General features: G+C 68.7%; 29 protein-coding genes. 18 read left to right on the top strand and 11 right to left on the bottom strand.

Annotated elements, in window-relative coordinates; all coding sequences use genetic code 11:
- Positions 1-92: 92 nt before the first annotated feature.
- Together AWC18_RS03975 and AWC18_RS03970 are read right to left on the bottom strand one after the other, a co-directional pair.
- Complete coding sequence (locus tag AWC18_RS03975; RefSeq protein ID WP_085137773.1) at positions 93-728, bottom strand: HhH-GDP family DNA glycosylase; 636 nt, start codon at positions 726-728, stop codon at positions 93-95.
- 79 nt (positions 729-807) lie between these two features.
- Entirely contained in the window at positions 808-2,025 is a 1,218-nt protein-coding gene (locus AWC18_RS03970) for an alpha-hydroxy acid oxidase (protein WP_085137770.1), read from the bottom strand.
- 47 nt (positions 2,026-2,072) lie between these two features.
- Here AWC18_RS03970 and AWC18_RS03965 point away from each other — a divergent pair, with 47 nt between their 5' ends.
- The gene (locus AWC18_RS03965) at positions 2,073-2,543 is read left to right on the top strand and encodes a DUF1810 domain-containing protein (RefSeq protein WP_085137768.1); all 471 of its coding nucleotides are present in this window, start codon (positions 2,073-2,075) and stop codon (positions 2,541-2,543) included.
- A gap of 85 nt (positions 2,544-2,628) precedes the next feature.
- Here AWC18_RS03965 and ahpD read toward each other — a convergent pair whose 3' ends face one another.
- A complete protein-coding gene (ahpD, locus tag AWC18_RS03960; RefSeq protein ID WP_085137766.1) occupies positions 2,629-3,165 on the bottom strand; it encodes an alkylhydroperoxidase, AhpD family in 537 nt (178 codons plus the stop codon).
- Positions 3,166-3,229: 64 nt separating this feature from the next.
- Positions 3,230-3,817: a peroxiredoxin gene (locus tag AWC18_RS03955; RefSeq protein ID WP_085137764.1), complete on the bottom strand. Its 588-nt coding sequence runs from the start codon at positions 3,815-3,817 to the stop codon at positions 3,230-3,232.
- A gap of 116 nt (positions 3,818-3,933) precedes the next feature.
- Between AWC18_RS03955 and AWC18_RS03950 the strand changes: the two genes are divergently transcribed.
- Positions 3,934-4,866: a hydrogen peroxide-inducible genes activator gene (locus tag AWC18_RS03950; protein WP_085137762.1), complete on the top strand. Its 933-nt coding sequence runs from the start codon at positions 3,934-3,936 to the stop codon at positions 4,864-4,866.
- A 38-nt stretch (positions 4,867-4,904) separates the two neighbouring features.
- On the top strand, positions 4,905-5,672 hold the full coding sequence (locus AWC18_RS03945) for an enoyl-CoA hydratase/isomerase family protein (RefSeq protein WP_085137760.1): 768 nt from the start codon (positions 4,905-4,907) through the stop codon (positions 5,670-5,672).
- Here AWC18_RS03945 and AWC18_RS03940 read toward each other — a convergent pair.
- Together AWC18_RS03940 and AWC18_RS03935 are read right to left on the bottom strand one after the other, a co-directional pair.
- Positions 5,664-5,900 carry a (2Fe-2S)-binding protein gene (locus AWC18_RS03940; RefSeq protein WP_085137757.1) on the bottom strand — a complete coding sequence of 79 codons (237 nt, stop codon included), beginning with the start codon at positions 5,898-5,900 and terminating at the stop codon, positions 5,664-5,666. The genes AWC18_RS03945 and AWC18_RS03940 overlap by 9 nt on opposite strands.
- Positions 5,901-5,909: 9 nt before the next feature.
- Positions 5,910-6,605: a fatty-acid--CoA ligase gene (locus tag AWC18_RS03935; protein WP_109559981.1), complete on the bottom strand. Its 696-nt coding sequence runs from the start codon at positions 6,603-6,605 to the stop codon at positions 5,910-5,912.
- 249 nt (positions 6,606-6,854) lie between these two features.
- On the opposite strand from AWC18_RS03935, the gene bfr reads away from it, so the two are divergent.
- The 4 genes from bfr (at position 6,855) to AWC18_RS03915 (ending at position 11,928) form a co-directional block, all read left to right on the top strand.
- Positions 6,855-7,334: a bacterioferritin gene (gene bfr, locus AWC18_RS03930; RefSeq protein ID WP_085137755.1), complete on the top strand. Its 480-nt coding sequence runs from the start codon at positions 6,855-6,857 to the stop codon at positions 7,332-7,334.
- 58 nt (positions 7,335-7,392) lie between these two features.
- Positions 7,393-9,432: an MDR family MFS transporter gene (locus tag AWC18_RS03925; protein WP_085137753.1), complete on the top strand. Its 2,040-nt coding sequence runs from the start codon at positions 7,393-7,395 to the stop codon at positions 9,430-9,432.
- Between the two features lie 46 nt (positions 9,433-9,478).
- On the top strand, positions 9,479-9,973 hold the full coding sequence (locus AWC18_RS03920) for a carboxymuconolactone decarboxylase family protein (RefSeq protein WP_064996688.1): 495 nt from the start codon (positions 9,479-9,481) through the stop codon (positions 9,971-9,973).
- 161 nt (positions 9,974-10,134) lie between these two features.
- Positions 10,135-11,928, top strand: a complete 1,794-nt coding sequence (locus AWC18_RS03915) for a CocE/NonD family hydrolase (protein ID WP_085137787.1) — start codon at positions 10,135-10,137, stop codon at positions 11,926-11,928.
- A 4-nt stretch (positions 11,929-11,932) separates the two neighbouring features.
- On the opposite strand, the gene AWC18_RS03910 is transcribed toward AWC18_RS03915, so the two are convergent.
- Positions 11,933-12,400 carry an SRPBCC family protein gene (locus tag AWC18_RS03910; RefSeq protein ID WP_085137751.1) on the bottom strand — a complete coding sequence of 156 codons (468 nt, stop codon included), beginning with the start codon at positions 12,398-12,400 and terminating at the stop codon, positions 11,933-11,935.
- 99 nt (positions 12,401-12,499) lie between these two features.
- Positions 12,500-13,471, bottom strand: a complete 972-nt coding sequence (locus AWC18_RS03905) for an esterase family protein (protein WP_085137749.1) — start codon at positions 13,469-13,471, stop codon at positions 12,500-12,502.
- A 260-nt stretch (positions 13,472-13,731) separates the two neighbouring features.
- Here AWC18_RS03905 and AWC18_RS03900 point away from each other — a divergent pair, with 260 nt between their 5' ends.
- Positions 13,732-14,862 carry a DUF7159 family protein gene (locus AWC18_RS03900; protein ID WP_474627492.1) on the top strand — a complete coding sequence of 377 codons (1,131 nt, stop codon included), beginning with the start codon at positions 13,732-13,734 and terminating at the stop codon, positions 14,860-14,862.
- A 16-nt stretch (positions 14,863-14,878) separates the two neighbouring features.
- Here AWC18_RS03900 and AWC18_RS03895 read toward each other — a convergent pair whose 3' ends face one another.
- Positions 14,879-15,436 carry a YceI family protein gene (locus tag AWC18_RS03895; RefSeq protein ID WP_085137785.1) on the bottom strand — a complete coding sequence of 186 codons (558 nt, stop codon included), beginning with the start codon at positions 15,434-15,436 and terminating at the stop codon, positions 14,879-14,881.
- Positions 15,437-15,561: 125 nt separating this feature from the next.
- On the opposite strand from AWC18_RS03895, the gene AWC18_RS03890 reads away from it, so the two are divergent.
- The 7 genes from AWC18_RS03890 to AWC18_RS03860 all read left to right on the top strand — a co-directional run bounded on the left by AWC18_RS03890 (position 15,562) and on the right by AWC18_RS03860 (position 21,325).
- Positions 15,562-15,984, top strand: coding sequence for a hypothetical protein (locus AWC18_RS03890; RefSeq protein ID WP_064996684.1), 423 nt, complete (start codon positions 15,562-15,564; stop codon positions 15,982-15,984).
- A gap of 93 nt (positions 15,985-16,077) precedes the next feature.
- Positions 16,078-17,097, top strand: a complete 1,020-nt coding sequence (gene gnd / locus AWC18_RS03885; RefSeq protein WP_085137745.1) for a phosphogluconate dehydrogenase (NAD(+)-dependent, decarboxylating) — start codon at positions 16,078-16,080, stop codon at positions 17,095-17,097.
- Positions 17,098-17,213: 116 nt separating this feature from the next.
- The gene (locus tag AWC18_RS03880) at positions 17,214-18,158 is read left to right on the top strand and encodes a DUF4129 domain-containing protein (protein ID WP_234806416.1); all 945 of its coding nucleotides are present in this window, start codon (positions 17,214-17,216) and stop codon (positions 18,156-18,158) included.
- Complete coding sequence (locus tag AWC18_RS03875; RefSeq protein WP_085137741.1) at positions 18,155-18,643, top strand: hypothetical protein; 489 nt, start codon at positions 18,155-18,157, stop codon at positions 18,641-18,643. The genes AWC18_RS03880 and AWC18_RS03875 overlap by 4 nt, the downstream gene beginning before the upstream one ends.
- The gene (locus AWC18_RS03870) at positions 18,640-19,623 is read left to right on the top strand and encodes an AAA family ATPase (RefSeq protein WP_420093302.1); all 984 of its coding nucleotides are present in this window, start codon (positions 18,640-18,642) and stop codon (positions 19,621-19,623) included. Before AWC18_RS03875 ends, AWC18_RS03870 begins: the two co-directional genes overlap by 4 nt.
- On the top strand, positions 19,620-20,879 hold the full coding sequence (locus tag AWC18_RS03865; RefSeq protein ID WP_234806415.1) for a DUF58 domain-containing protein: 1,260 nt from the start codon (positions 19,620-19,622) through the stop codon (positions 20,877-20,879). The genes AWC18_RS03870 and AWC18_RS03865 overlap by 4 nt, the downstream gene beginning before the upstream one ends.
- Positions 20,879-21,325: a hypothetical protein gene (locus tag AWC18_RS03860; RefSeq protein WP_085137739.1), complete on the top strand. Its 447-nt coding sequence runs from the start codon at positions 20,879-20,881 to the stop codon at positions 21,323-21,325. Before AWC18_RS03865 ends, AWC18_RS03860 begins: the two co-directional genes overlap by 1 nt.
- Before the next feature lie 4 nt (positions 21,326-21,329).
- Here the strand turns inward: AWC18_RS03860 and AWC18_RS03855 are convergent, their stop codons facing one another.
- Positions 21,330-22,460: a nitronate monooxygenase gene (locus tag AWC18_RS03855; protein ID WP_064996679.1), complete on the bottom strand. Its 1,131-nt coding sequence runs from the start codon at positions 22,458-22,460 to the stop codon at positions 21,330-21,332.
- Positions 22,461-22,602: 142 nt separating this feature from the next.
- Entirely contained in the window at positions 22,603-23,394 is a 792-nt protein-coding gene (locus AWC18_RS03850; protein ID WP_085137737.1) for an HAD family hydrolase, read from the bottom strand.
- Positions 23,395-23,511: 117 nt separating this feature from the next.
- On the opposite strand from AWC18_RS03850, the gene AWC18_RS03845 reads away from it, so the two are divergent.
- The 3 genes from AWC18_RS03845 (at position 23,512) to AWC18_RS03835 (ending at position 25,675) form a co-directional block, all read left to right on the top strand.
- Positions 23,512-23,748, top strand: coding sequence for a hypothetical protein (locus AWC18_RS03845; protein ID WP_085137735.1), 237 nt, complete (start codon positions 23,512-23,514; stop codon positions 23,746-23,748).
- 131 nt (positions 23,749-23,879) lie between these two features.
- Entirely contained in the window at positions 23,880-24,365 is a 486-nt protein-coding gene (locus AWC18_RS03840; protein ID WP_085137733.1) for a hypothetical protein, read from the top strand.
- Positions 24,366-24,400: 35 nt separating this feature from the next.
- Complete coding sequence (locus AWC18_RS03835; RefSeq protein WP_085137731.1) at positions 24,401-25,675, top strand: competence/damage-inducible protein A; 1,275 nt, start codon at positions 24,401-24,403, stop codon at positions 25,673-25,675.
- Positions 25,676-25,703: the final 28 nt, after the last annotated feature.

Here is a 25,703-nt window from a genome sequence, read left to right as displayed (position 1 = left end):
CGGAGGCCTTCACCTGTCTCAACGACAGGCCAAAATCAACTCAATCCGTTACAACGTCCCTGGACATCACAGTTAGCCGGGTGCGCTGAGGGTCATTCGCACAGACGCTCGCGGACACCGGCGTCGAGGGCGTAGCGCACCAGCGCAGCGGCCAGTTCGGCAGTGCGTCCCTGCGAGAGTGCCCCCAGTGTGTCTGCGTCGCTGGGCAACCCGAGGTTGCGCGCGGCGTCCAGCGCGCGGTCATCGAACGTGGAACGGGCCCAGGGCCAGACGTTTTGGACCTCGCGGAGAAAGATGCTCGCGCCGACCTCGCCGATTCCCTTGAAGGCCTGCAACGCTTCGGCCGCCGCCGGGATATCGCGCCCGCACCGTTCGGCCAGCAGCCGAAGATCTCCGCCGTAGTCCTTCTGCACGGCCTCGGCCAATTCGACCAGCATGGTGGCTGAGCTCTCGTCGTAGCGGCGGTAGTGGGCCCGGCCCATCGCATCGATCAGCGTCTGTCGCTCGGCTTCGAGGATTTTGTGCGGCGTGCGCAACCCGCATTTGAACAGTTCGCGGGCCGCCCGCGCTGCGATGCCGGCGTCGATGGGCTTGCTGGCCAGCATGCACAGCATCAGCAGTTGGAACAGCGGCATGGGTTGGTTACGCAGCCGTATGCCGGCCTCCTGTGCGTAGGTGGTACCAGCACGCCGGAGTAGCCGGCGCACTAGTTCCTTGTTGGCAGTCACACCAGCGCATATACCCGAAGGGGCCGTACCGAAAACCCGGTGCCGTCAGCCGCGGCCGCGACGGGCGCGGCACCAGGCGTTATAGCTGGGTGACGTGCTGCGGCGTCAATTCGGCCAGCTCGCTGACCCCGAGCAGGCGCATGGTGCGCCGGATCTGTTCGGCGAGGATGTCGATCACGCGGTGTACGCCGGCCTGCCCGCCGGCCATCAGGCCGTACAGGTAGGCCCGGCCGACCAGGGTGCAGCGCGCGCCCAGTGCGATCGCCGCGACGATGTCGGCGCCGGACATGATCCCGGTGTCCAGCAGGATCTCGGTGTCGGCTCCGACCTCGCGCGCCACTTCGGGCAGCAGCCGGAACGGTACCGGCGCTCGATCCAGCTGGCGGCCGCCGTGGTTGGACAACACGATGCCGTCCACACCGCGGTCGACCACGGCGCGGGCGTCGGCGACGGTCTGAATACCTTTGACGACGAAACGACCCGGCCATTGGGATTTGACCCACACCAGGTCGTCGAAGGTCAGGGTCGGGTCGAACATGGTGTCCATGTACTCCGCGACGGTGCCCGACCATCGGTCCAACGACGCAAAGGACAGCGGTTCGGTGGTGAGCAGGTCGAACCACCAGCCCGGATGCATCGCAGCGTCCGCGATGGTGCGCAGCGTCAGCGCCGGTGGAATCGACATGCCGTTGCGGGTGTCGCGTCGCCGCGCGCCGGCGACCGGACAGTCGACGGTGGCCAGCAGGGTGTCGTAGCCGGCGTCGGCGGCGCGGCGCATCAGGGCCATCGATCGGTCGCGGTCATGCCACATGTACAGCTGAAACCAGCGGCGGGCTCCGGGGGCGGCCGCGGCGACGTCCTCGATCGAGGCGGTGCCCAGGGTCGACAGCGAGAACGGGATGCCGGCGGCCTCGGCGGCGCGGGCGCCGGCCAGCTCTCCGGCGGTGTGCATCAGGCGGGTGAATCCGGTCGGTGCGATCGCGAACGGCAACGCCACCGGCGCGCCGAGCACCTCGCGGCTGGTGTCCACCGAGGAGACGTCGCGCAGGATGGCCGGGTGAAACTCGATGTCGCGGAAGGCCTGTCGGGCCCGTTCCAGCGAGATCTCGTCCTCGGCGGCGCCATCGGTGTAGTCGAACGCGGCTCGGGGGGTGCGTCGTTTGGCGAGCGCGCGTAGGTCTTCGACGGTCAGTGCGGCCTCGAGCCGGCGGGCGGTGCGGTTCAGCCGTGGCCTGCGCACACCGATCAGTGGTGCCAGATCACCGATCCGGGGAACCCGTCGCCTGATCTCCGACATCGCGGACTCCTTCCTGCTGCACGTCGAACTGTGCCACGGTTGATGGCATGGCCGGAACTTCCGACCCGTTCGGGCTACAGCGTTTCGTCGATGCGCAGGCCGGGGTGTATGACACCGTGGTCGCCGAACTGCGTGCCGGACGTAAGCGCAGCCATTGGATGTGGTTCGTCTTTCCCCAGCTCTCGGGGTTGGGAGCCAGCGCCATGGCCCAGCGTTACGGCATCGCGTCGCCCGCAGAGGCACGCGCCTATCTGGCTCACGCCGTGCTGGGGCCGCGACTGCAGGAGTGTGTGGGCCTGATCAACGCGGTGCGCGAGCGGTCCATCGAGGAGATCCTGGGCTGGCCCGACGACATCAAGCTGCGTTCCTCGATGACGTTGTTCGGGCGGGCCTGTGAGGGCGGTGGGCACACCGGTCGGTGTTGCTGTCCTGAGTTTCGTGCAGTGCTCGACCGCTACTACGACGGCCGGGAGGATCCGGTGACCCTGGAGCGATTGGCGTGGATCGCCCGGGAATGAGCGTCACCGAGCCTGAAACACCACACCGAACACTGTCGGCGCGCGCCGAATCGAACCCGGCGCGCGCCGACAGGATCTGGACCGCCTAGGAAGCGGTGGGGTCGGCGCCGGCGGCGAAGACCGCCTGCGCCACCCCGGCCACAATCGAGGCGACCTTGAGGGCTTCCAGCACCGCCTCGCGGCTGACGCCGGCCTCCCGGACAACCTTCTCGTGGGAGGCGACGCAGGCCTGGCAGCCGTTGATGGCCGAGACCGCGAAGCTCCACAGCTCGAAGTTCGCCTTGTCGACCCCCGGGTTGCCGATGATGTTCATCCGCAAGCCGGGCCGCAGGTCGTCGTAGCTGCCGTCCAGGAAGTGCCGGCCACGGTAGAACACGTTGTTCATACCCATGATCGACGCGGCGCCCAGGGCGGCCTGGTAGGCCTCCGCCGACAGGTTGTCGGCGGCCTCGGAGCCGATCTCGGCCAACACCGTGGCGTTGCGAGTGGCCGCGGCACTGGCCAGCAGGCTGCCCCAGAGCTGCTCGTCGTTCAGGACCGTGGTGCGGGCGATCGAGCCCAGGTTGAGCTTGAGGTCCTTGGCGTACTCCGGGATCGCGTTCTTGAGGTTTTCAATACTCATCGGCGCTGTTCCTCCTCATCCTGGCGCTCGGCATCGCCGCGAGCGCGATTCATGCGGCTGCGATTCAGAGAGACTCTTTGAGCAGCTCGCCGACGTTCAGGGTCGCCTCGCCCTTCTTCCAGTTGCAGGCGCACAGCTCGTCGGACTGCAGCGCGTCGAGCACCCGCAGCACCTCGTCGACGTTGCGGCCCACCGAGCCCGCCGTCACCGAGACGAACTGAATCTCGTTGTTGGGGTCGATGATGAAGGTGGCCCGGTCGGCGACGCCGTCGGAGTTGAGCACACCGGTGGCCGTCACCAGTTCGCGCTTGAGGTCCGACAGCATCGGGAACGGCAGGGTCTTGAGGTCCTCGTGCTGGGCGCGCCAGTTGTAGTGCACGAACTCGTTGTCGGTCGAGACGCCGAGAACCTGGGCGTCGCGGTCGGCGAACTCGTCGTTCAGCTTGCCGAACGCGGCGATCTCGGTCGGGCAGATGAAGGTGAAGTCCTTGGGCCAGAAGAACACCACGCGCCACTTGTCGGCGTGGTCTTTGTTGCTGATCGTGGTGAAGAAGTCGTCGGGTCCGCTCGCGTCGACCTTCGACAGGTCGCCCGGGATCAACGCGGTGAGCTCGTAGGACGGGAACTGCTCGCCGATAGTCAACAGTGTCATGACACTCCTTGGTAGGTGAGGTTTCTGCATTCGGGGCGCGTTCGACGCCCGTATGCACCATCGTGCCCCATCCTAATTAAAAATAAAAGATGATGCCAGGCGCTATAATTATCGGCATGACCGATGCAAGCTATCAGCCGACACTGGCCGGTCTGCGGGCATTCACCGCCGTGGCAGAGAAGCACCACTTCAGCCTGGCGGCGGCGGGGCTGGGCCTGAGTCAGTCGACGCTGTCGCAGGCCTTGTCGTCGTTGGAGGCCGGCTTGGGCGTCCAGCTCATCGAACGCTCCACCCGGCGGGTCTTCCTGACCGCCGAGGGGCAGCAGTTACTGCCCTACGCCCACGCCGTACTGGATGCGGCGGCGCAGTTCGCGGCGGCCGCCGCCGGGGTGGCCGACCCACTGCAGGGTGCCATGCGGCTCGGCCTGATCCCCACGGTGGCACCGTATGTGCTGCCCGCCGTGCTGGCCGGGTTGGCCGAGCAACTGCCGGATCTGCACCTTCGGGTGATCGAGGACCAGACCGAACGGCTGCTCACCGGCCTGCGTGAGGGTGCGGTGGACGCGGCCGTGATGGCCCTGCCCACCGAGGTGCCCGGCCTGACCGAGATACCGATCTACGACGAAGATTTCGTGTTGGCTCTGCCGCCCGGCCATGCGCTGGCCGGCAAGCGCCGCGTGCCCCCGACCGCGCTGGCGGACCTACCGCTACTGCTGCTCGATGAGGGCCACTGTCTGCGGGACCAGACGCTGGAGATCTGCCGCAACGCGGGCGTGCGGGCCGAGTTGGCCACCACCCGCGCCGCATCGCTGGCCACCGCGGTCCAGTGCGTCAACGGGGGGCTGGGCGTGACGCTGATCCCCCAGACCGCGGTGGCGGTCGAGGCCGAGCGCAATGGCCTGGCATTGGCCCACTTCGCGCCGCCCGAGCCCGGCCGTCGAATCGGACTGGTGTTTCGCACCTCCAGCGGCCGGGGGGAGTCCTATCGGCGGCTGGCGGACATCGTCGGCCAGGTCGTCGCGGCGGGTCATGAGGTCGAGCTGGTCTGACCGGCGTCGAGGTCGTGGCCGACGTTTAGGCTGCACGGGTGATCCTGACGATCGAAGACGAGAACCGTATTCGGACGCTGACGCTGAATCGCCCCGAGGCGCTCAACGCGTTCAACGAGGCGCTCTACGACGCCACCGCCGAGGCATTGCTCGCCGCGGCCGACGACCCCGAGGTCGCGGTGGTCCTGATCACCGGGGCGGGGCGGGCGTTCAGCGCCGGCACCGACCTGGCCGAGATGCAGGAGATGGTGACCAACCCGGATTTCGTGGCCGGTAAGCACGGTTTCCGCGGTCTCGTCAGCGCGCTGGGCCGCTTTCCGAAGCCGCTGATCTGCGCGGTCAACGGGCTCGGCCTGGGGATCGGAACGACGATTCTGGGCTTCGCCGACCTGGCGTTCATGTCGTCGACCGCCCGGCTGAAGTGCCCGTTCACCAGCCTGGGGGTGGCCCCGGAGGCGGCCTCGTCCTACCTGCTTCCCCGGTTGATGGGCCGGCAGAACGCGGCCTGGCTGCTGATGTCTTCGGAGTGGATCACCGCCGAAGAGGCGTTGCGGATGGGCCTGGTCTTCGCGGTCTGCGAGCCGGAGGAATTGCTGGGTGAGGCCCGCCGGCACGCGGAAGTCCTCGCGTCCCGGCCTATTCCGAGCCTGATGGCGGTCAAGAGCGCCATGGTCGAGCCCACTCGGGAGCAGACCCTGGCGGCGGTCGAGCGGGAGAACGCGTTCTTCGCCGAGCTCTTGGGCGGTCAGGCCAACGCCGACGCGCTGGCCGAATTCACCGGCCGGCGAGGCGGCGAATCAGTGTGATCCGACGGTGCTGATGTCCAGCGCGAGGCGCCGCAGCTCTCCATCGTCGGCAGCGGTGGGGGTGGCGGCCAGTGTGGCCTCGATGATGCCTCGGACGGTGCAGCGGCATCGGCCGCAGTCGCCCCCCGCACCGCAGATCGCGGCAACCTCTTTCGACGTCGAGGCCCCGGCGGCGACGGCATCGGACACCATCTGGTTGGTGGCTCCGACACACAGGCATACGTACATGCGATTCCCCTACCGACCGTCGCCCACGGGCGACATCAGATCAACAGTGGTGGCGAACTTCCCGACGAACGGCCGGGGATAACCACCGATTCCGATGCCGGACATCCACTCCGCAGCGGCGTCCGGGTGGTCGATCCATCGCTGTGCGCTTGCCGCACTGTCGATTTCCAGCAGCGTCATCACCTCGTGCCCGTCGTCGACTGCTTGATAAACCCATACTTTGCGCACTCCCGCGCCGGCGAACCGGTCCAACCCGGCGTGCACCTTGGCCATCAGGTCGGCGAGGTCAGCAACGGTGGCGACCGCGCCCACGACCACCTCCGAGCCGTCATGCTCGTCGTCGGACTGGGCCAGATTGATCTTCTCGGCGACCTCGCCGGCGAAGATCGCGGGCAGATCGTTGACCCCGCAGCGGTCGAACCATTCGAATACCGCGGGGGAGCGCAACAACTCCTTGACCGAGACCCGGTGCCGCAGGCCGATCGTGACCAGCACGCGATCCGGTTCGAACGGCGAGGTGTAGAGCACCGCATGGCGGGCGCCCAGATCGACCAGCGGGGAGTGGTCCTGCTGGATCAGCGACCAGGTCCGATCCAGGTCATTCACCCGGTAGTCCAGCGCCAGCACCAGCGAATGCGGATTGTCGCCTGGCGAGATGCCGCTGCCCGAATTGCCGACACGATTGCCGGGCGAAGCGAGTCTCATGTTAGTAGAGTCTAACCTAAGTAAAGCGCACCTTCCATGGGTCCGGCAGCATCAGGACGATCGGAATTCGCCGGATGACCCGCGGGGCGGTGCGGCGATTCGACGCGCCGAGACACGGGTAAACCCCCCACTGTGGGCGGTGACCTGCACTAGATTGAATTCGGGCGCGCACGGCGATGATTCAAGGATGATTCAAAGGCCCTTCCGTCGCGGCCGGCATGCGAGGTTCTTCACATCAGAGGAGAGATCATGCAAGGCGACCCCGAGGTTCTCAAACTGCTCAACGAGCAGCTGACCAGCGAGCTCACCGCGATCAATCAGTACTTTCTGCACGCCAAGATGCAGGAGAACTGGGGGTTCACCGAACTGGCCGCCCACACTCGCGAAGAGTCGATGGAGGAGATGCGCCACGCCGAGTCGGTCACCGACCGGATCCTGGTGCTCGGCGGCCTGCCGAACTATCAGCGCATCGGGTCGCTGCGCATCGGACAGACCCTGCGCGAACAGTTCGAGAGTGACCTCGCGCTGGAGATCGACGTGCTCAACCGGCTGCGACCGAGCATCGTGATGTGCCGCGAGAAGCAGGACAGCACCACCGCCAAGCTCCTCGAGACCATCCTGGTCGACGAGGAATCCCACATCGACCACCTGGAAACCCAGCTGGAACTGATGGACAAGCTCGGCGAGGCGCTGTACTCGGCGCAGTGCGTCTCCCGCCCGCCGTCGTGATCGGCGCGGCTGGGCTGCCGCCGTTGACCTAGGGTCCATCGCCGATCGGAAGGCGAGTATGACCACGCCAGTCGCCGACGAGGTGCGGCCCGCGCCGGTCAGTCCGCATCGCCGCAACCTGATCTTCGCCGCGATCGTGTTCGGCATGTTGATGGCCGCGCTCGACCAGACCATCGTGGCGACCGCCCTGCCCACGATCGTCTCGGACCTGGGCAACGCCGGACATCAGTCGTGGGTGGTCACCAGCTACCTGCTGACCTCGACGATCGCGACCATCCTGGCCGGCAAGCTCGGGGATCTGTTCGGCCGCAAGCGGGTGTTTCAGGCCGCCGTGCTGTGCTTCGTCGCCGGATCGGTGCTGTGCGGATTGGCGGCCTCGATGGGGATGCTGGTCAGCGCCCGGGCGCTGCAGGGCATCGGTGGGGGAGCCGTCACCGTCACCGCCGCGGCGCTGATCGGCGAAGTCATTCCGTTGCGCGAGCGGGGCCGCTATCAGGGCATGCTGGGCGCGGTCTTCGGGGTCACCACCGTGATCGGCCCACTGCTGGGCGGCTACGTCACCGACTACCTCACCTGGCGATGGGCGTTCTGGATCAACCTGCCGATCTCCGTCGTCGTGTTGGTCGTGGCCGGTGTCGCGATCCCGGCGCTGGCCGGCCGCGCCCGGCCCGCCATCGACTACGCCGGGATCGTGCTGATCGGATTGGGCGCCACCGGATTGACGCTGGCCACCAGCTGGGGCGGCAGCCGCTACGCCTGGGGTTCACCCGAGATCATCGGGCTGTTCGTGGGGTCGGTGGTGGCCCTGGCCCTGTTCGTCCGGGTGGAAAGCCGTGCCGCGGCGCCTATCCTGCCGACCCGGCTGTTAGCCGACCCGGTGTTCTCGGTGTGCTGTGTGCTGGCATTCGTCGTCGGCTTCGCGATGCTGGGCGCACTCACCTTCCTGCCCACCTTCATGCAGTACGTCGACGGAGTTTCGGCCATCACCTCGGGCCTGCGCACCCTGCCGATGGTGGTGGGCATGCTGCTGACCTCCACCGGCAGCGGCGCCCTGGTGGGCCGGACCGGCCGCTACAAGATCTTTCCGGTGACCGGCACCGCCCTGATGACGGTCGCGTTCGCGCTGATGTCGCAGATGGACGCCACCACCCCGGCGTGGCTGCAGTCGGTCTACCTGGCCATTCTGGGCGCCGGTATCGGGTTGTCGATGCAGGTCCTGGTACTGGTCGTGCAGAACACCTCGAGTTTCGCCGATCTGGGCGTCGCCACGTCCGGGGTCACCTTCTTCCGGACCATCGGCAGCTCGTTCGGCGCCGCGGTGTTCGGGTCGCTGTTCGCGAACTTCCTGAGCCACCGGTTGGGTCCGGCGCTGAGCAGCGCCGGATTGGCCGCCGGGGCGGCCGACTCACCCGAGGCGGTGCGCCGCCTGTCGCCGCAGCAGGCGGAGCCGATCGTGGCCGCCTACGCCGACTCACTCGGCCAGGTGTTCTTGTGCGCTGCGCCGGTCGCGTTGCTCGGATTCGTGCTGGCCCTGTTCCTGCGCGAGGTCCCCCTCAAGGAGCTGCGCGACAGCCCGGTCGATCTGGGCGACGGGTTCGGCATGCCCACCAACGCCTCGTCGGACGACCTGCTGGAGAACGCGATCGGGCGCCTGCTGCGCCACGAACCGGGGATGCGGCTGCGCTCCATCGCTATGCGGCCGGACTGCCAGCTCGACGTCGCCGGGCTCTGGACGGTGCTGCGAATCTATCGGTATACCCAGGTGTTTCGGACCGCCCGGCTCAGCGACATCGGCAAACGGCTGCGGGTGCCCTACGAGATTCTGGAGCCCACCGTCGATCGGCTGGTGGCTCAGGGCTTCGTGCTGCGCGACGGCGATCACCTCGGGCTCACCCGTGCCGGTCTTCGTCAGGTCGGGTTCGTGTCCTCGTTGGTGCAGGACTGGGTGGTCGACAAGCTGGCCCGCTCGCCCGGGTTCGAGGGCCGCCCGGACCGTGCGGAGGTCAGTGCCGCGCTGGAGCGGATCGCGCGTCGGGCTCTGATCGATCCCGACGACGCGGGGGAGTCGGCGGAGTTCGCCAGCACCGCTCACAGTTGACAGCAAAGACCCGCTGGGCAGAACGGCGGCGCTAGTATCGGCAACCATGAGCCGAATCGGGAACTTCCCCGCAGACGACGTCATGGGCTGGATGGTCACCTCGCCCGAACTGGCCGCCGGGATAGGCGGATTCAGCACCGCCGTCTACACCCGCGGTCGGCTGCCGATGCGCACCCGGGAGCTGGCCCGGATGGTGATCGCCTTGGACAACGAGTGCACGGTCTGTGCCAATACCCGTGACGCCGACGGCCCGGCAGCCGGGGTCAGCGAGGATCTCTACGAGCATGCCTGCCAGTGGCGCACCTGGGAGGGCTACAGCGACCAGGAGCGGATCGCCGCGGAGTTCGCCCACCGGTTCGCCACCGACCACACCGGACTGCGCGACGACGAGGACTTCTGGGCGCGCTGCAGCGAGCACTTCAGCGACGAGCTACTCGCGGATCTGGCGCTGTCCTGCGCGTTATGGCTGGGCATGGGCAGGTTGCTGCGCACCCTGGATATCGGCCAGGCCTGCTCGCTGACCCTCCCCAGCCGCGCTTGAGCGCCACGCTACGGTCACGCCGAGCCGGTTGGGCGCTGGCCACTGTCGCCGCGGCGGGAACCGTGGGCATCGCGGCCCGCCGGCGGATCGCCACCAGGCCCCGCAAGCAGAGTTCCTCGCCGCTGTATCCGGAGTGGACCCCGCGTCTCGCGGAGTACGGCGTGGGGGTGCGGCGCAACCTCGCCGTGGAGATGAGCGACGGCGTGGTGCTGCGGGCCGATGTGCATTTCCCGACCGTGCCCGAGACTGGGCAGCCGGCCCCCGGGCCGTTCCCGGTACTGCTGTCACTGACCCCCTACGGCAAACTGGCGCCGCCCCCGGCCGCGCAGATCGGCGGTGGTCCGACCCCGCGTCTGATCCGGCGGGGCTACATCGAGGTGATGGTCGACGTCCGCGGCACCGGGGCCTCGGGTGGATCGTTCGAAATGTTCGGGCCCGACCAGGCCCGAGACGGAGCCGAGGTGGTCACCTGGGCGTCCAAGCTGCCCAACTCCAATGGCCGGGTCGGCATGTTCGGCATCTCCTATCTGGCGATCAACCAGTTGTTCACCGCCGCAGCGGTCGGCCCGGACTCCCCGCTCAAGGCGATCTTCCCGGTGATGGCCGCCAACGACTTCTACCGGGACGTCGCCACCATGGGCGGGGCCACCCACATGCATGCCGTGCGCGGCTACGGGGCGGTGTACGCGCTGCTCAACGTTGTCAACCCGACCTTGGAATTCCTTGCCCGCGGCACCCACCCCCGTCCCCGGGCGGGCGGGCTCGCGGCGGTCCGCCAGCGCGGCAGGGATCAGCGCAAGTACTTCTGGCCGCTGATCTCCGAGGTGCGCGCGGGCGGTGAGGCCGCCTACGACGGCCCGGTGTGGGACCGCATGCGGGTCGACCCCCTGTTGCCCGCCATCGCGGCCAACAACGTCGCGGTGTTCCTGGTCGGCGGCTGGCACGACGCCTTTCAGCGTGGCGCGCCGCTGAACTATGCCGCGCTGCAGAATGCGTCCGTCGGCCGGCCGGCGAGCGCTCCGATGGAGCCCGGCCAGTCGGCGGTAGACCGGATCAGGCTGATGATGGGGCCCTGGTACCACGTGTCGGACTTCGACGGTCTGCGCATGCAGGACCTGCAACTGCGCTGGTTCGATCACTGGCTCAAAGACGATGAGTCCGCAGCAATCTCAGGATCCACGTTCACCTTCCAGGCGCTCGGCGACCGCCGGTGGTACCACACCCGGGAGTATCCGATCCCCGAGGCCGCACCCACCCGGTTCTACCTGTCGCACGCCGGTCGGTTGACCGTCGACGCCCAGGAGGAACAGAGCCTGGCCGCGTTGCCGTACCGCTCGCGGGGCCCGGCATCGGGGCGCAGTTTCGAACAGTGGTCCCTGGGGCTCAACAGCTACGTGACTTCGTCCGCCGGTGGCCGCACCCGTCACGACCAGGACAACAGCCGGCTGCACCGGGGAGCGCTGACCTACACCACCGAACCGTTCGACTCGCCCACCCTGCTGGCCGGGCCGATCACTCTGACGGTGCAGGCGACCGCTGACACCACCGAGACGTTGTGGGTGGCCCACCTCGACGACGTGGCACCCGAAGGGGTCTGCCGCCCGCTGACCATGGGAGCGCTGCTCGGCTCACACCGGGAATTGGATCCGGAGCGCACCTGGTATCTGCCGGACGGTACCGTGCTGCGCCCGCATCACATCAGCACCCGCGCGGCTGCGCGGCCGGTCGAACCGGGGCAGCTGACCCGTTACGACATCGAGGTCTTCCCGACCGCGGCGCTCATCGCCCCGGGGCATCAACTGCGACTGACCTTGACCACCTACGACTTTCCGCACCTGGTCCCCAACGTGCCCACTCGGCGCGCACTGGCCGGCGGCCTGTATCACCTGCACCAGGGCGGCCCCACGCCGTCGTTCCTCGTGCTGCCGCTGGCCGATCCGGAGGCCCTGGACTGATCGGCTAGGGCTGTTCGGCGACGTCGCGGATGCGCTCCAGGGTGCGCCGCATATCGTGAATGTTGTTGCGCTGCCGCAAAAAACCACCGAAGACCCAGTAGTACACGGTGGTGAGGAACGAATCGGCCAACCGGAACGACTCGGTGACATCGGTGCCGTCGGCAGTGGGGGTGAGCTCGTAGCGCCACCGGTTCACCGCACGATCACCGGCGAGCACCGCGAAGCCGAAAACCCGGTTCGGCTCGCACTCGGTGACTCGGCACGTGGTCCAATACACCGGCCCGATCCCGTTGCGCCGCACATGCCCGCGGAAGCGTGCGCCCACCGCCGGACCGTCGGCGCCGTCTAGCCATTCGGCCTCAAAGGTCTCCGGCGAGAACTGTCCGATGTTGCGAACATCAGCGACCAGATCCCAGATCCGTTCGGCCGGGGCCGCCATGTGAACTGTCGCCGAACCCTGCATGGTCGCCATCCAATCACGTCGGCGACGCCACGGTAACCCCTCTTCAGACAAAGCACTGGGCCCCACCCGGGATCGGGTGGGGCCCAGTGGTAAGCGTCCGGTGCAGGCTTAGCCGGCGCCGAGGTGGCTCTGCAGGTCGGGCTTCATGGCCTGCAGCTGCTGACCCCAGTACTCCCAGCTGTGGGTGCCGTAGTCCGGGAAGTTGAAGACCGCATTGTTGCCACCGGCCGCGAGGTACAGCTCCTGGAACCTCTTGTTCTGGCCGATCATGAAGTTGCCCTCCAGGAACGTGGCGGGCAGGTTGTCGCCGCCCAACTCGTTCGGACGACCGTTACCGCAGTAGACCCACAGGCGGGTGTTGTTGGCCACCAGCTTGTCGACGTTGACCGTCGGGTCGTTGCGCAGCCAGGCCGGGTCGTCGTCCGGGCCCCACATGTCTTCCTTCTTGTAGCCGCCCGCGTCGCCCATGGCCAGGCCGATCCAGCTCTTGCCGTCCGAAGGGTTGATGTAGCCCGACAGCGAACCGGCGTAGGTGAACTGGTTGGGGTGGTAGATCGCCAGCGTCATCGCCGACGCACCGGCCATCGACAGGCCGACCGCGGCGTTGCGGCTCTGGCTCACGCCGTATTCGGAGGCCAGGTAGGCCGGCAGTTCGCTGGTGAGGAAGGTCTCCCACTTGTAGGTGGAGCAGCCCGCCTTGCCGCAGGCCGGCTTGTACCAGTCGCTGTAGAAGCTGGACTGGCCGCCGACCGGCATGATCACCGAGATGCCCGAGTCCAGGTACCACTCGAACGCCGGGGTGTTGATGTCCCAGCCGTTGTAGTCGTCCTGGGCGCGCATGCCGTCGAGCAGGTACAGGCCCGGGCTGCCGGAGCCGCCGGACTGGAACTGCACCTTGATGTCGCGGCCCATACCCGCCGAAGGCACCTGCAGGTACTCGACCGGCAGACCCGGCCGGGAGAACGCCGATGCGGTCGCCTCGCCACCTGTCAGGCCGATCAGGCCCGGCAGCGCTGCGGCAGCTACCGCGCCGACCAAAAGTCGGCGTGCCCAGCGCAATCCCTTGCTCACGTCTGTCATTCCTGCCCCTTGTCGTCTCGCTGTGGATCGTTCAATCTCTCGACCGCGACGCCACGTGCGCCACCACTTTCGGCATCGGCCCTTACATGCAGCAACGGCCGCAGTTTGCCATAAAGCGGCCGCCTCGGGATCCGACTCGCATATAGCATACCCGATTTTCGCCCGGGACCCGGTTAGGACAAGCGCAATGACACGCGTAGGCTCGCCACCGGTAAGCCGACAAGACCACACAGTCCTTGAGCTGTCCTCGGTCCGTTGCGGTGCCCCGCCGCCCCCTTCACGGGCCGGCGAAGGCCCTGGACAGACGCGGTGATCGCAGATTGGGACGATTGGGGCACGCGAATTTGGACACCGTATTAGGGCTGGCGATCACGCCGTCGACAATCGGCTGGGTCATGGCCGACGTGGGGGGCTCGGGCTGCCCGACGGTCATAGGCGACGAGGTCGGTGTCGATGCCGGAGACGCCGGAACTGACGCGGTGGACCTGGCGGCGCAGGCGTCAGCGGTGGCCGACCGGGTACGCACCATGGTGGCGGCGCGCGGCGAGCGGCTGCACGGCGTGGCCGTGACCTGGAGCGATGAAGCGGCCGTCGGTGCCGCACTGCTGCTCGAGGCGCTGGCCGACGCCGGCTTCGACCACGTGGTTCCGGTGCGCTACAGCCAGGCCGCCCTGTCGCTGGCCGCCGGAATCGGGACGCCAGGAGCCCGAGCCGCGGTCTGCATCGTCGAAGCCGACGTGGCCACTGTGATCCTGGCCGACCAGCCCGATTCCACTGCACCATTGGTCAGCGCCACCCAGATCAGTGACGTCGACGCGGTGACCGGCTGGTTGGGCGACACCGTGGCAACCGGCGAAGCGCGCCCGGACGTGCTCGTCGTCGCCGGATCGGTGCGCGGCATGGATCGGCTCGGGCGCCGGGTGGAGTCCACGCTGAGCATTCCGGTGTTCGTCCAGGGCGGGGCGCTACAGGCGCTGGCGCGCGGGGCGGCCCAGGTCTTGGCCCCGGACGCCGAATTGACCTCGGCGCTGGTGCAGGCGCCCGCCGCCGCGGAGATCGGTGAGCTCGGTGGCCGCCGCGGGCGGTCACGCTCCTACGCCGGAGCCGTGCTGATGCTGGCGCTGGGTGCCGTGACGTTGGTGGCCTCGGTGGCAGCGGCGCTGAGCCTGCAGTTCGGCCCGAGCAGGGAGGAGGTGGAGCCGGATGCGCCACCACCGCAGCACGCAACGGTGGCGCGTGTCGCGGTGCCCGCCGCGCCACCCTCGCCGGCCGCCCCGGTTCTGCCGCCGCCGCCCGCTGAGCCCGCGCCCCCGATCGAGGCCCCGGGTGAGGAACCTGCCGGCCTCGATTCGGTGTGGGATGCACCGCCGGCGGTCCCAGAGCTGCCGTAGTCCGCGGACCGCTGACTCAGGCCCCGTCGGCCTCGATGGTCCCCGAGAACGACACCGTCACCTCGTCGGCGACCTGCATGGCGCCCATGAGCATCGAATAGCGGCGCACACCGAAGTCGCTGTGCAGCACCCGGCTGGCGCCGCTCACCTGCCAGGACCCGGGCGGGCCCTCGGTCACCGCAACCTCGACCACGTGCGGCTTGCGACGGCCGTGGATCTCCAGCTCGCCGCTGAGCCGGTAGCCGTCGTCGGTCACCTCGACATCGCTGGAGGCGAACCGGATCAGCCGGTGTTTCTTGCTGTCGAGGCATTTGAGCGCATTGCTGCGGATCAGCGTCTTCTCGGGCGGGGTCAGCGACGTCATGCCGCCCTCGCCCTGCAGCACCTGCAGCGAATCCACCTCGACCGCCAGCTCCACGTCGGTGGGCCGGTCGCCGGACCACGACACGGTTGCGTTCCATCGCTCCATCACGATGGTGAGCCGATGGCCCATCTTTGCCGCCCGCCCGGCCACATCGGTGCGGACCAGCAGCTGGCCGTGGGATGCGTCGAGCTGCCACTGCGTTCCGGTCACCCGCGGCACTCTAGCGGCCCGCGCGCGCCGGGTTTCGACCGATTCGCGCTGGCGTACGACTACCACCCGTTAGGCTCTGACGCGTCGCCGTTGGGTGGCCTGGATCGACAGACTGAGGGCGAAGAATGATTCGTGAACTAGCTGCAGCAGCTTTCATCGCGGGAGCCGCCGGTGCAGTCGCTATCAGCGCCGCACCGGATGCCGGCGCCTACCCGGGCGACGTTCCGGGCATGGTGGATGGCCAGCGCCAGGGCGACGCCTGCTTCAGCTGGGAACGCTTCATCTACGGTCACGGCCCCAACGGCCAGGCGCTGGCATGCCACTTCATCGCCAACCAGTGGCCGCCCAAGGACACCGGATTCTGGCAGATCTCCTACCCGCTCTACGGGGTGCAGGAGATCGGCTCGCCGTGCCCGAACCCGCAGTCGGCCGCGCAGTCGCCCGACGGTCTGCCGCTGCTGTGCCTGGGCGCGCGGGGCTGGCAGCCCGGCATCTACACCGGTGGTATCGGCCCCTACTTCCCGCCGGGGATCGCCCAGGTGGGCTGAGCGCACCCGGCGGGATCGCCGGTCAGCTTCTGCCCAGGCTGGTGCGCTAGCTTCGAGCCGAGGACAGCCGCTCACGGTTAGGGGCAGCGCACCATGCAACTGGGGATGATCGGTCTGGGCCGGATGGGCTCCAATCTCGTCCGGCGGCTGGTCGACGGCGGCCACGAATGCGTCGTCTACGACCACAACCCCGACGCGGTCAGCGCGTTGACCACCGAGGACCGCACCACCGGGGTGTCGTCGTTGGCCGAGCTCGCGCAGGCACTGTCCGCTCCTCGGGTGGTGTGGGTGATGGTGCCCGCCGGCACCATCACCACCGGTGTCATCGAAGAACTCGCCGGCACACTGGCGGCCGGCGACATCGTGATCGACGGCGGCAACTCCTACTATCGCGACGACATCGCGCACGCAAAAATACTGGCCGACAAGGGTATTCACCTACTCGACTGCGGCACCAGCGGTGGGGTGTGGGGGCGCGAACGGGGCTATTGCCTCATGGTCGGCGGGGATCGCGCCGCATTCGACCATGTCGAGCCGATCTTCGCGACCGTCGCCCCGGGCGTGGACGCGGCCCCGCGCACCCCGGGGCGTGAGGGGGAGATCTCGCAGGCCGAGAACGGATATCTGTACTGCGGTCCCTCGGGAGCCGGACACTTCGTGAAGATGGTGCACAACGGTATCGAGTACGGGATGATGGCCTCGATCGCCGAGGGGCTCAATATCCTGCACCACGCCAACATCGGCAAGCAGGAGCAGCAGGGTGATGCCGAGACTGCGCCGTTGAGCAATCCCGAGTTCTATCAGTACGACATCGACATCGCACAGGTCACCGAGGTCTGGCGGCGGGGCAGCGTGATCGGTTCCTGGCTGCTGGATCTGACCGCCGGTGCGCTGCAGAAGTCGCCGCAGTTGGAGGAATTCGCCGGTCGGGTCTCCGATTCCGGCGAGGGCCGGTGGACGGTTATCGCCGCCATCGACGAGGGAGTCCCCGCCCCGGTGCTCACCACCGCGCTGTATGCGCGATTCGCCTCGCGCCAGCTGTTCGAGTTCGGCGCCAAGGTGCTGTCGGCCATGCGCAAGCAGTTCGGCGGGCACGACGAGAAAACCGGGTGAGCGGCTCCGCCGCAGCGCCGCGGGCTGTCCGCGCGATCCTGGCCGCTTTCTGACCTGACGTGCCAGGATGGGGAATGCCGCGGCAACGGCGGGAAACCCAGACAACTGGTGTTCCGGTGAGGGCCGGTAGCGACAGGACGACCGTGCGGGTGATCGCCCTGGGGGTGTTGCTGCTCGCGGCCGGCGCCACCACGCGCGGATACCTTCCCGGTGTCGCGTCCGAGCCGCAGCGCACGCGTACCGCAGGCGTCGTGGAACCGATAGTGCTGGCGGCGCTGCTCGTGGTCTCGGTGGCCATCATCGCGGTCGCTCTCGTGCACCGGGCCCGCCATCAGCGGACGCGGCCCGGCAGCACCGGTCAGTTGTCACTGACCGCCTCCGCCGCGCGAGGACCGGTCTGGCGCGCGATGCTGATAGTCGCCGCGGCGCTGACGTTGTGGCTGCTGACGATCCTGCTGCTGGCGAAGGTCGGTGGGGGGCTGCGCATCGGGCTCCCGACCGAGCTTCCCGGGATGGGTGACCCGCCGACGGACGCCTCGGGAACACCGGCCCCGCGGGGGGCGCCCGGCGGGCCGGCCGGCGGCACATCCGCCTACCTGCTCGCCGCGGTCACCCTGCTTGCGGCTCTGGTGGCCACCGCCGTGCTCGCCGCACGCATTCGGCGTCCGCAACCCACCTCGCCGCAGACCCTCGTGGTGACGGCTCCGGCCGGTGACGGCGAATCGAGCGCCGGGGAACACTTGGTGCGGGCAGCGGAGTTGGGCCTGGCCCGGATCGCTGATCGCAGTCGTGAGCCCCGGGCGGCGATCATCGCCTGCTACGCGGTGATGGAACGCCACCTCGGCGCCGTTCCCGACATCGCGCCCCGCGCCTTCGACACTCCCACCGAAGTGCTGGCGCGAGCCGTCGAACACCATGCGCTGCCCGCGGACCACGCGACCCGGCTGGTGGAGTTGTTCGCCGAGGCACGTTTCAGCGTCCACCTGATGACCGAGCACGATCGCGCCGCTGCGATCGACGCGTTGCGGCGAGTTCTTGACGAATTGCGGAGCCCGCGATGAAAATGCTTGCGCTGCAAGGGGTCCTTCTGATGGCTGCCGCTGATCTGGTGGTAGTGATAAGCCGCCAGCATCAGCTGCTGCTGGTCGCGACGGGCCTCGCGGTGGCGCTGCCGGTCTTCGGGATCCGCCGCCTGCTCACCACGGCCGGCGCCGAGCCGCCGGGCGACCCACCGGCCACTGATGAGCCCGGTGAGGCCCTGCGTCAGTGGCGCTCGGGCACCGAAGCCAGGATTCGCTGGTCGGAATCGACCAGGGCCGATTGGGATCGCCGCTGGCGGCCGATCCTGGCTCGGCGGTTCGAGGTCTCCACCGGGCAGGGCAGGGCGAAGGATCCCGCGGCGTTCGCCGCCACCGGTGCGCTGTTGTTCGGTGACGAGTTGTGGCCATGGGTCGATCCCGGCAATGTCGCGCCCACCGGAGACGCCGGAGCAGGCCCCGGACGCGCTGTGCTGGAAGAGATCCTGTGCCGCCTGGAGCAGCGATGAGCACCGGACTGTCCGGCACCGCCGCCACCACCGCACAGCGCTGTGCCGCGGTGCTCGACGAGATCGAACGGGCCGTGGTGGGCAAGCGGCCCGCGCTCACCCTGATTCTGACCACGGTGCTCGCCGGCGGGCATGTGCTCATCGAGGACCTGCCGGGCCTGGGCAAGACCCTGATAGCACGGTCGTTCGCGGCCGCGCTCGGGCTGGACTTCATCCGGGTGCAGTTCACCCCGGACCTGCTGCCCGCCGATCTGCTCGGCACCACCATCTACGACATGTCCTCGGGCCGTTTCGAATTCCGGCGCGGACCGATCTTCACCAACCTGCTGCTGGCCGACGAGATCAACCGGACACCGCCCAAGACCCAGGCGGCCCTGCTGGAGGCGATGGCCGAAGGCCAGGTCAGCATCGACGGCAACACCCATCAGTTGCCGTCGCCGTTCATCGTGCTGGCCACCGACAACCCGATCGAGTACGAGGGCACCTACCCGCTGCCGGAGGCACAACTGGATCGGTTCGCGATCAGGCTGCGCCTCGGTTATCTGTCGGAGCAGGGGGAGGCTGCCATGTTGCGTCGCCGACTGGACCGCGGCGCCGCGCTGCCGACGGTGCGCAAGGTGGTCGGCGCCGACGATCTGGTGGCGATGCGCGAAGCGGTGGAACAGGTCAGCGTGCACGACGACGTGCTGCGCTACGTGGTGTCGCTGGCCACCGGGACCCGGCGCCATCCGCAGGTGGCGGTGGGGGCCAGCCCGCGCTCAGAGCTCGACTTGGTCCAGCTCGCTCGGGCCCGCGCCCTGCTGCTGGGCCGCGACTACGTGATCCCCGAAGACGTCAAAGCCCTGGCCACATCCGCGATCGCACACCGGATCACGTTGCGGCCGGAGATGTGGGTGCGGCGCGTCCAGGGCGCCGATGTGGTGGAGGAGCTGCTGCGGCGACTGCCGGTGCCGCGAACCCCGGAGGCGACGCCGACGTGACTGGCGACCCGGTGGACGTCGACCTGCACTGGCGGGCATCACCATTCGCCAAGGCGCTGGCCACGGCCGCCTCGGTGGCGCTGGTGCTGGCGGTGGGCACCTCGCGCTGGCAGCTGATCGCCTTTGCCGCACCGTTGCTGGCGGTGTTGTGCTCGCTGGACAGTCAGCGACCCGTTGCGGGGGTGCGGGTGCAGGCGACGCCGGGGGAGCAGCGCTGCTTCGAGACCGAGTCGGTCGAACTCACCGTCGGTGCGGCATCGGATTCCGAAGTGACTCGCGTGGGTCTGGCGGTGTCGGCGCATCCGGCGCTCACACTCGACATCACCGATTCCACCGCCGGGGCCGGGTGCCGAAAGGCCGTGACCGCCACCGCCGAACGCTGGGGCCGGTATCCGATTCGGGCCACCGTGAGCGTCGAGAGTCGTGGCGGCCTGCTGGTCGGTACGGGGACCGTCGACGTCGCTGAGGTCACCGTGTTCCCGCCGGCGCCGCCGCAGTCCACGCCCATTCCGCACAGCGACCTGCTCGATCGGGTCGGCACCCACCTGACCCGGCATCCGGGCCGCGGGGTGGAGTACGCCGACATCCGCCCCTACGTTCCCGGCGATCCGTTGCGTTCGGTGAACTGGCCGGTCAGCGCCCGGCGCGGGAGCCTGCATGTGACCCAGCGGCTGACCGATCGCGGCGCCGACGTGGTGGTGCTGATCGACTCCTACCCCCAGCCCGCCGGCCCGGCGACCGAGGCAACGCAGCGCTCGGTCCTGGGCGCGGCGCAGGTGGTGCAGACCGCGTTGCGCAATGGCGATCGGGCCGGGATCGTCGTTCTGGGTGGTCGCCATCCGCGGTGGGTCGGCGCCGAGATCGGGCAGCGCCAGTTCTATCGGATCGTCGATGCGGTCCTCGGTGCCGGCGACGGGGTCGAGTCGACCACCGGAACGCTGGCACCGAGGGCCGCGGTTCCGGCCGGCGCCCTGGTCATCGCGTTCTCCACGCTGCTGGACACCGAATTCGCGCTGGCGCTGACCGATCTGCGCAAACGGGGGCACGTGGTGCTCGCGGTCGACGTGCTCGGCGGCTCACCGTTCGGCAACGACCTGGACCCGCTGGTGGCCCGGATCTGGGCGCTGCAGCGCAGCGCCATGTATCGCGACATGGCCACGATCGGCGTCGATGTCGCCTCCTGGCCGCACGGGCAGCCACTGGATCAGGCGATGCGCGTGGTGACGCAACGTCGCAGACCGGCGGCGGTGCGGTGATGGCGCCGTCGTCCGGAGTCGACCCGACCCTGTCGCGGGCGCTGTCGGGCCTGTGCGGTCTGGCGATGGCCGCGGTCGCCGGTGTGGGCACCTCGGGCGCGGCGGCGATCGTGGCGCTGCTGGCGGCCGCTGCGGTGCTGCTCGGGCTGCGGTGGCCGGTGGCGGCGACGCTCGCGGTGGTGCTGGTGGTCGTCGCGATCGGCCTGGCCGATCCACCCGCTGTGTCGGCGGCCGTGGCCGGCCTCGCCGCGGTGGGCTACCTCGCGCTGCGGAACGTCGGCTCGGTGACCCCGCCGACGGTGATCCTCGCCCTCGGGTTCACCGTCGCGGGGTTGGTCGCGACGGTGTTCCCGTGGCAGCTTCGGTGGTTACCGCTGTTGGCGCCGTTCGCGGTGTTCGGCCTCTATGCCGTTGCCGCACAACCATTTCTGCGCGCCCAGCGGTAGCCGATCAGACGCCCGACGCCTCGTTGAGGGCTTCCAGCGTGCTGGTGGCCTCCAGGTACTCCTGAATCCACCGCTCGATGACGGTCGCGGTCTTCTCCACCTTGGTGAACTGGCCGACAACCTGGCCGACCGGGTTGAAGGCGACGTCGACGCTCTCGTTCGGGTACTTGTTCGTAGCCCGCACGGCCATGCCGGAGACCATGTACTGCAGCGGCATGCCCAGCGGCTTCGGGTTCTCCGGAGCTTCCCAGGCCTCGGTCCAGTCGTTGCGCAGCATCCGGGCCGGCTTACCGGTGAAGGAGCGGCTGCGCACGGTGTCGCGGCTGCCGGCCTTGATGTAGGCCGCGTGCTGGGCCTCGGTGTTCGAGGACTCTTCGACCATCAGCCACTGCGAACCGGTCCAGGCGCCCTGCGCGCCCAGTGCCAGGGCCGCGGCGATCTGCTGGCCGCTGCCGATGCCGCCCGCCGCCAGCACCGGAAGCGGTGCGACCGCCTTGACGACCTCGGGCCACAGCACGATCGATCCCACGTCGCCGCAGTGTCCGCCGGCCTCGCCGCCCTGGGCGATGATGATGTCCACGCCGGCCGCGGCGTGCTTCTGCGCCTGCCGTGCGGAGCCGCACAGCGCGGCGACCTTGCGGCCCGACTCATGGATGTGCTTGATCATGTCCGCCGGGGGAGTCCCGAGCGCGTTGGCGATCAGGGTCACCTTCGGGTGCTGCAGCGCGACCTCGACCTGCGGGGTGGCGGTCGCCTCGGTCCAGCCGAGCAGCTGCAGGCTGTCCGCGTCAGCACCCTCGACGGGCACGCCGTGGTCGGCGAGGAGCTTCTTGCCGAAGTCGAGGTGCTCCTGGGGCACCAGCTTGCGCAGCGATTCGGCCAGTTCCTCGGCCGACTGCCCGGAGTCCATGCCCTCGTACTTGTTCGGGATGACGATGTCGACGCCGTACGGGTGGTCGCCGATGTTCTCGTCGATCCACTTCAGCTCGATCTCCAGCTGTTCCGGCGTGAAGCCCACCGCGCCCAGCACCCCGAAACCGCCGGCCTTACTCACGGCGACGACCACGTCGCGACAGTGCGTAAAAGCGAAGATCGGGAACTCGATGCCGAGTTCGTCGCAGAGGGGAGTGTGCATGACCTACTCCTTCGGAGGGCGGGGAATCCAAGTGAAACGTGTTCTAATTAACTACCAGATTCGGCATCCAGAGACCAGTCGGCCCCAGGTGGGCTGGTGAAACCTAACACTACCGGCAATCGTGCCCGGATCATCGGCTGGCTCAGCGGGTGGAAACTGCGCGCAGCACCGCCACCCCGAAGCCGGCCACGCGGCGCCAGGAGCGCTCGCCGGCGCGGCCCGGGTCGTCGATGCGCAGCACCGGCCACCCGTGCTCGGCGGCCAGCGCCGCCAGCCGGGGCCGGGGATTGACCGGCCGGGGCCGGCCCACCAGCGCCATCAGCGCGGCGTCCTCGTCCCCGTCGGCGTAGAAGAAGCTCTGGTCGAGATCCACCCCGTTCGCGGCGCAGAAGTCCTGCACGGTGGCCGCCTTCTGTGCGCCCCACACCACGGGCCGGACGATGTCACCGGTGAGGATGCCCCGGTCGTCCAGTTCGAACCGGTTGCACAGCACCTGCCCGATGTCCAGGAAACGGGCCACCGGCTCGGCGTGGATGGTCAGTGCCGAGGAGCTGAGCACCACGGTGTGGCCGCGCTGCTGATGCGCCCGCACGATGTCGTGCATGTGCGGGTAGATCCGGCCGGCGATGTGGTCGGCGAACAGCCGTGCGCCCACGTCGTTGAGCTCGCTGATGGACTCGCCGCGCAGGTAGCCCGCCGCCCGGGCCAGCAACCGTTCGAACTGCATCCGCCCCAGGTGATACCGCACGGCGGCCTCGACGACGCCGAACACCTCACCTGCGCGGGCCTGGCGGCGGCGAATCCGGTCGCCGGCGTGTGCGGTGGCGGTGAACCCGGAGACCAGCGTGCCGTCCAAGTCGAAGAACGCCCCGATTCGCGCGCCCGATTCGGTCCCCGCCACGTCGGCGATCGGATCGTTGGGCACGGCTGTCATCGCCGTCGATGTTACGTCGGCGACCGGCGCGTCGCGGTGCTCCCGCGCCGCGCCAGACCAGGATGTATCGGGGCAGCTGATAGCGTGTTTGGCCTATGGGAAAAGAGGGTCTGCTTCATGACCATTAAGACCACCGCGACCGACGCACGGGAATCGCTGTCGGAAAAGGCAGAGCAGCAGGGCTGGCAGCGGACACGGCGTGAGCGTGTCGACGTCTACGGGCGCGGGATTTACCAGGTTCACGCGATCTGGCGCGACAACACCACCATGAACGGCGGCGCTCGCTACGAGGACGCCATCCTGTTGGCCTACACCACCGAACCCGCGAAGCTTCAGAGCTGGTTGGCCCGCTGACGCGGGTGCGGTAACTGCTGCGGCTCCGGTTCGCAACGGTTGCATAAACGCCCCTCGTGTCACACAGGCATCAGTTTTCACAGGGCTAACTTCGGTCCCGACCTTGTAGTTTTTGGGATTGGGGAGAAGCCATGTCACGAATCCGTAAGTACCTGACCGTCGCGGCCGGTGCCGCTGCTGGTCTGTTCCTGGGCGCACTGGCGTCCAGTGCCGTCGCGAGCGCCGACGTGGCGCCCATCAACCCCGGGCTCGCCGGCGTCGTCGAGCAGATGGTCGCGTCCTCGACGAGCATCCCGCAGCAGTTGCTGCAGACCACCACGTCGGCGATCAGCGGCACCATGTTGGCTCCGCCCGCCGCACCGGGTCAGGCGCCGCTGGCCACCGCAACCCTCAACGTGCCGCCTGCGCTGAACACGGCGCCCCAGCAGCAGGCCTCGGCCACCGGCCTGCCCGGCTTGGGGAATCTTCCGGCCAGCCTGAGCTCGATGCTGCCGTTCCCGTTGCCGAACTTCGGTGGCGCACCCGTGGCTGCACCGGCGGCCGTCGCGCCCAGCGGATACCTGCCGACCGCCCCGGTTACGCCGATGGAGGTCATGCTGATTCCGGGCTTGCCCTGACACTGACTGCGTAGTCACTGCGTAATCTCGGACCGGTGAGCGCACGCGCAGGAATCGTCGTCACCGGTACCGAGGTACTCACCGGACGTGTGACCGACCGGAACGGACCATGGTTGGCCGATCGACTTCTGGAACTGGGAGTCGAGTTGGCGCACATCACGATCTGTGGCGACCGGCCCAGGGACATCGAGAGTCAGCTGCGGTTCCTGGCCGCCGAGGGTGTTGACCTGATCATCACCAGCGGCGGCCTGGGACCGACGGCTGACGACCTGACGGTCGAGACCGTCGCCAGGTTCTGCGGCCGGGACGTCGTGCTCGACGACAAGCTGGAAGCCCGGATCGCCGAGATCCTCAAACCGATGATGGCGCGCTACACCGGCCCGGGAGCGCCGGACTTCGCGACGGTCCGGGCGGCCAACCGCAAGCAGGCGATGGTTCCGGCCGGAGCGACCATCTTGGACCCGGTCGGCACCGCGCCCGGTGTCGTGGTGCCGGGGACACCGACGGTCGTGGTGCTGCCGGGGCCGCCTCGCGAGCTGCAGCCGATGTGGCACAAGGCAATAGCAACGGCTGCGGTCCAAGACGCGCTGGCCGGCCGGACGCACTACGAGCAGCAGATGGTCCGGATGTTCGGCCTGCCCGAATCCGGCCTGGCCGACACGCTGCGGCACGCGCAACAGACCATCGGTGACTTCCACCGGCTGGAGATCACCACCTGCCTGCGGCGCGGCGAACTGGAGATCGTCACGCGGTATGAACCCGACGCCGCAGCCGCCTACGAGCAGCTGCTGGAGTTGCTGCGTGAGCGCCACGCGCGGGCCATCTTCTCCGAGGACGGTTCGCAGATCGACGATCTGGTGGCGGCGTCGCTGGCCGGTCGCCAGATCGCGACCGCCGAATCCTGCACCGCGGGCCTGCTGGCAGGCCGGCTGGCCGACCCGCCGGGCGCCTCGAACTACTTGGCCGGTGGGGTGGTGTCCTACTCCAATGAGGCGAAGATCGAGTTGCTCGGCGTCGACCCGGCACTGATCGCCGAGCACGGCGCGGTGTCCGAGCCGGTGGCCGAGGCGATGGCGGCGGGAGCGTTGCGCCGCTTCGGCGCCGACACCGCGGTGGCGATCACCGGCATCGCCGGACCCGGTGGCGGAACGCCGGACAAGCCGGTGGGCACGGTCTGCTTCTGTGTGGCGCTGGGGGAGGGTCGGCTGACCACGCGGACCACCCGATTGCCGGGGGAGCGGGCCGACATCCGCGAGCGCTCGACGACGGTGGCCATGCATCTGCTGTACCGGGCGCTGTCAACCGGCTGATTCCTGCCCTCGCCGGTGGTATGAACAC

The organism is Mycolicibacter nonchromogenicus, from assembly GCF_002101775.1.
Classification (GTDB): Bacteria; Actinomycetota; Actinomycetes; order Mycobacteriales; family Mycobacteriaceae; genus Mycobacterium; species Mycobacterium nonchromogenicum.
This window is presented reverse-complemented; position numbering and strand designations above follow the sequence as displayed.

Coding starts and splice junctions, on each gene's coding strand:
- AWC18_RS03970 (WP_085137770.1), bottom strand. CDS start 2,025: ATGTCGGAGATCAGGCGACGGGTTCCCCGGATCGGTGATCTGGCACCA.
- AWC18_RS03965 (WP_085137768.1), top strand. CDS start 2,073: ATGGCCGGAACTTCCGACCCGTTCGGGCTACAGCGTTTCGTCGATGCG.
- ahpD (WP_085137766.1), bottom strand. CDS start 3,165: ATGAGTATTGAAAACCTCAAGAACGCGATCCCGGAGTACGCCAAGGAC.
- AWC18_RS03955 (WP_085137764.1), bottom strand. CDS start 3,817: ATGACACTGTTGACTATCGGCGAGCAGTTCCCGTCCTACGAGCTCACC.
- AWC18_RS03950 (WP_085137762.1), top strand. CDS start 3,934: ATGACCGATGCAAGCTATCAGCCGACACTGGCCGGTCTGCGGGCATTC.
- AWC18_RS03940 (WP_085137757.1), bottom strand. CDS start 5,900: ATGTACGTATGCCTGTGTGTCGGAGCCACCAACCAGATGGTGTCCGAT.
- AWC18_RS03935 (WP_109559981.1), bottom strand. CDS start 6,605: ATGAGACTCGCTTCGCCCGGCAATCGTGTCGGCAATTCGGGCAGCGGC.
- bfr (WP_085137755.1), top strand. CDS start 6,855: ATGCAAGGCGACCCCGAGGTTCTCAAACTGCTCAACGAGCAGCTGACC.
- AWC18_RS03925 (WP_085137753.1), top strand. CDS start 7,393: ATGACCACGCCAGTCGCCGACGAGGTGCGGCCCGCGCCGGTCAGTCCG.
- AWC18_RS03920 (WP_064996688.1), top strand. CDS start 9,479: ATGAGCCGAATCGGGAACTTCCCCGCAGACGACGTCATGGGCTGGATG.
- AWC18_RS03910 (WP_085137751.1), bottom strand. CDS start 12,400: ATGGCGACCATGCAGGGTTCGGCGACAGTTCACATGGCGGCCCCGGCC.
- AWC18_RS03905 (WP_085137749.1), bottom strand. CDS start 13,471: ATGACAGACGTGAGCAAGGGATTGCGCTGGGCACGCCGACTTTTGGTC.
- AWC18_RS03890 (WP_064996684.1), top strand. CDS start 15,562: ATGATTCGTGAACTAGCTGCAGCAGCTTTCATCGCGGGAGCCGCCGGT.
- gnd (WP_085137745.1), top strand. CDS start 16,078: ATGCAACTGGGGATGATCGGTCTGGGCCGGATGGGCTCCAATCTCGTC.
- AWC18_RS03875 (WP_085137741.1), top strand. CDS start 18,155: ATGAAAATGCTTGCGCTGCAAGGGGTCCTTCTGATGGCTGCCGCTGAT.
- AWC18_RS03870 (WP_420093302.1), top strand. CDS start 18,640: ATGAGCACCGGACTGTCCGGCACCGCCGCCACCACCGCACAGCGCTGT.
- AWC18_RS03860 (WP_085137739.1), top strand. CDS start 20,879: ATGGCGCCGTCGTCCGGAGTCGACCCGACCCTGTCGCGGGCGCTGTCG.
- AWC18_RS03855 (WP_064996679.1), bottom strand. CDS start 22,460: ATGCACACTCCCCTCTGCGACGAACTCGGCATCGAGTTCCCGATCTTC.
- AWC18_RS03850 (WP_085137737.1), bottom strand. CDS start 23,394: ATGACAGCCGTGCCCAACGATCCGATCGCCGACGTGGCGGGGACCGAA.
- AWC18_RS03845 (WP_085137735.1), top strand. CDS start 23,512: ATGACCATTAAGACCACCGCGACCGACGCACGGGAATCGCTGTCGGAA.
- AWC18_RS03840 (WP_085137733.1), top strand. CDS start 23,880: ATGTCACGAATCCGTAAGTACCTGACCGTCGCGGCCGGTGCCGCTGCT.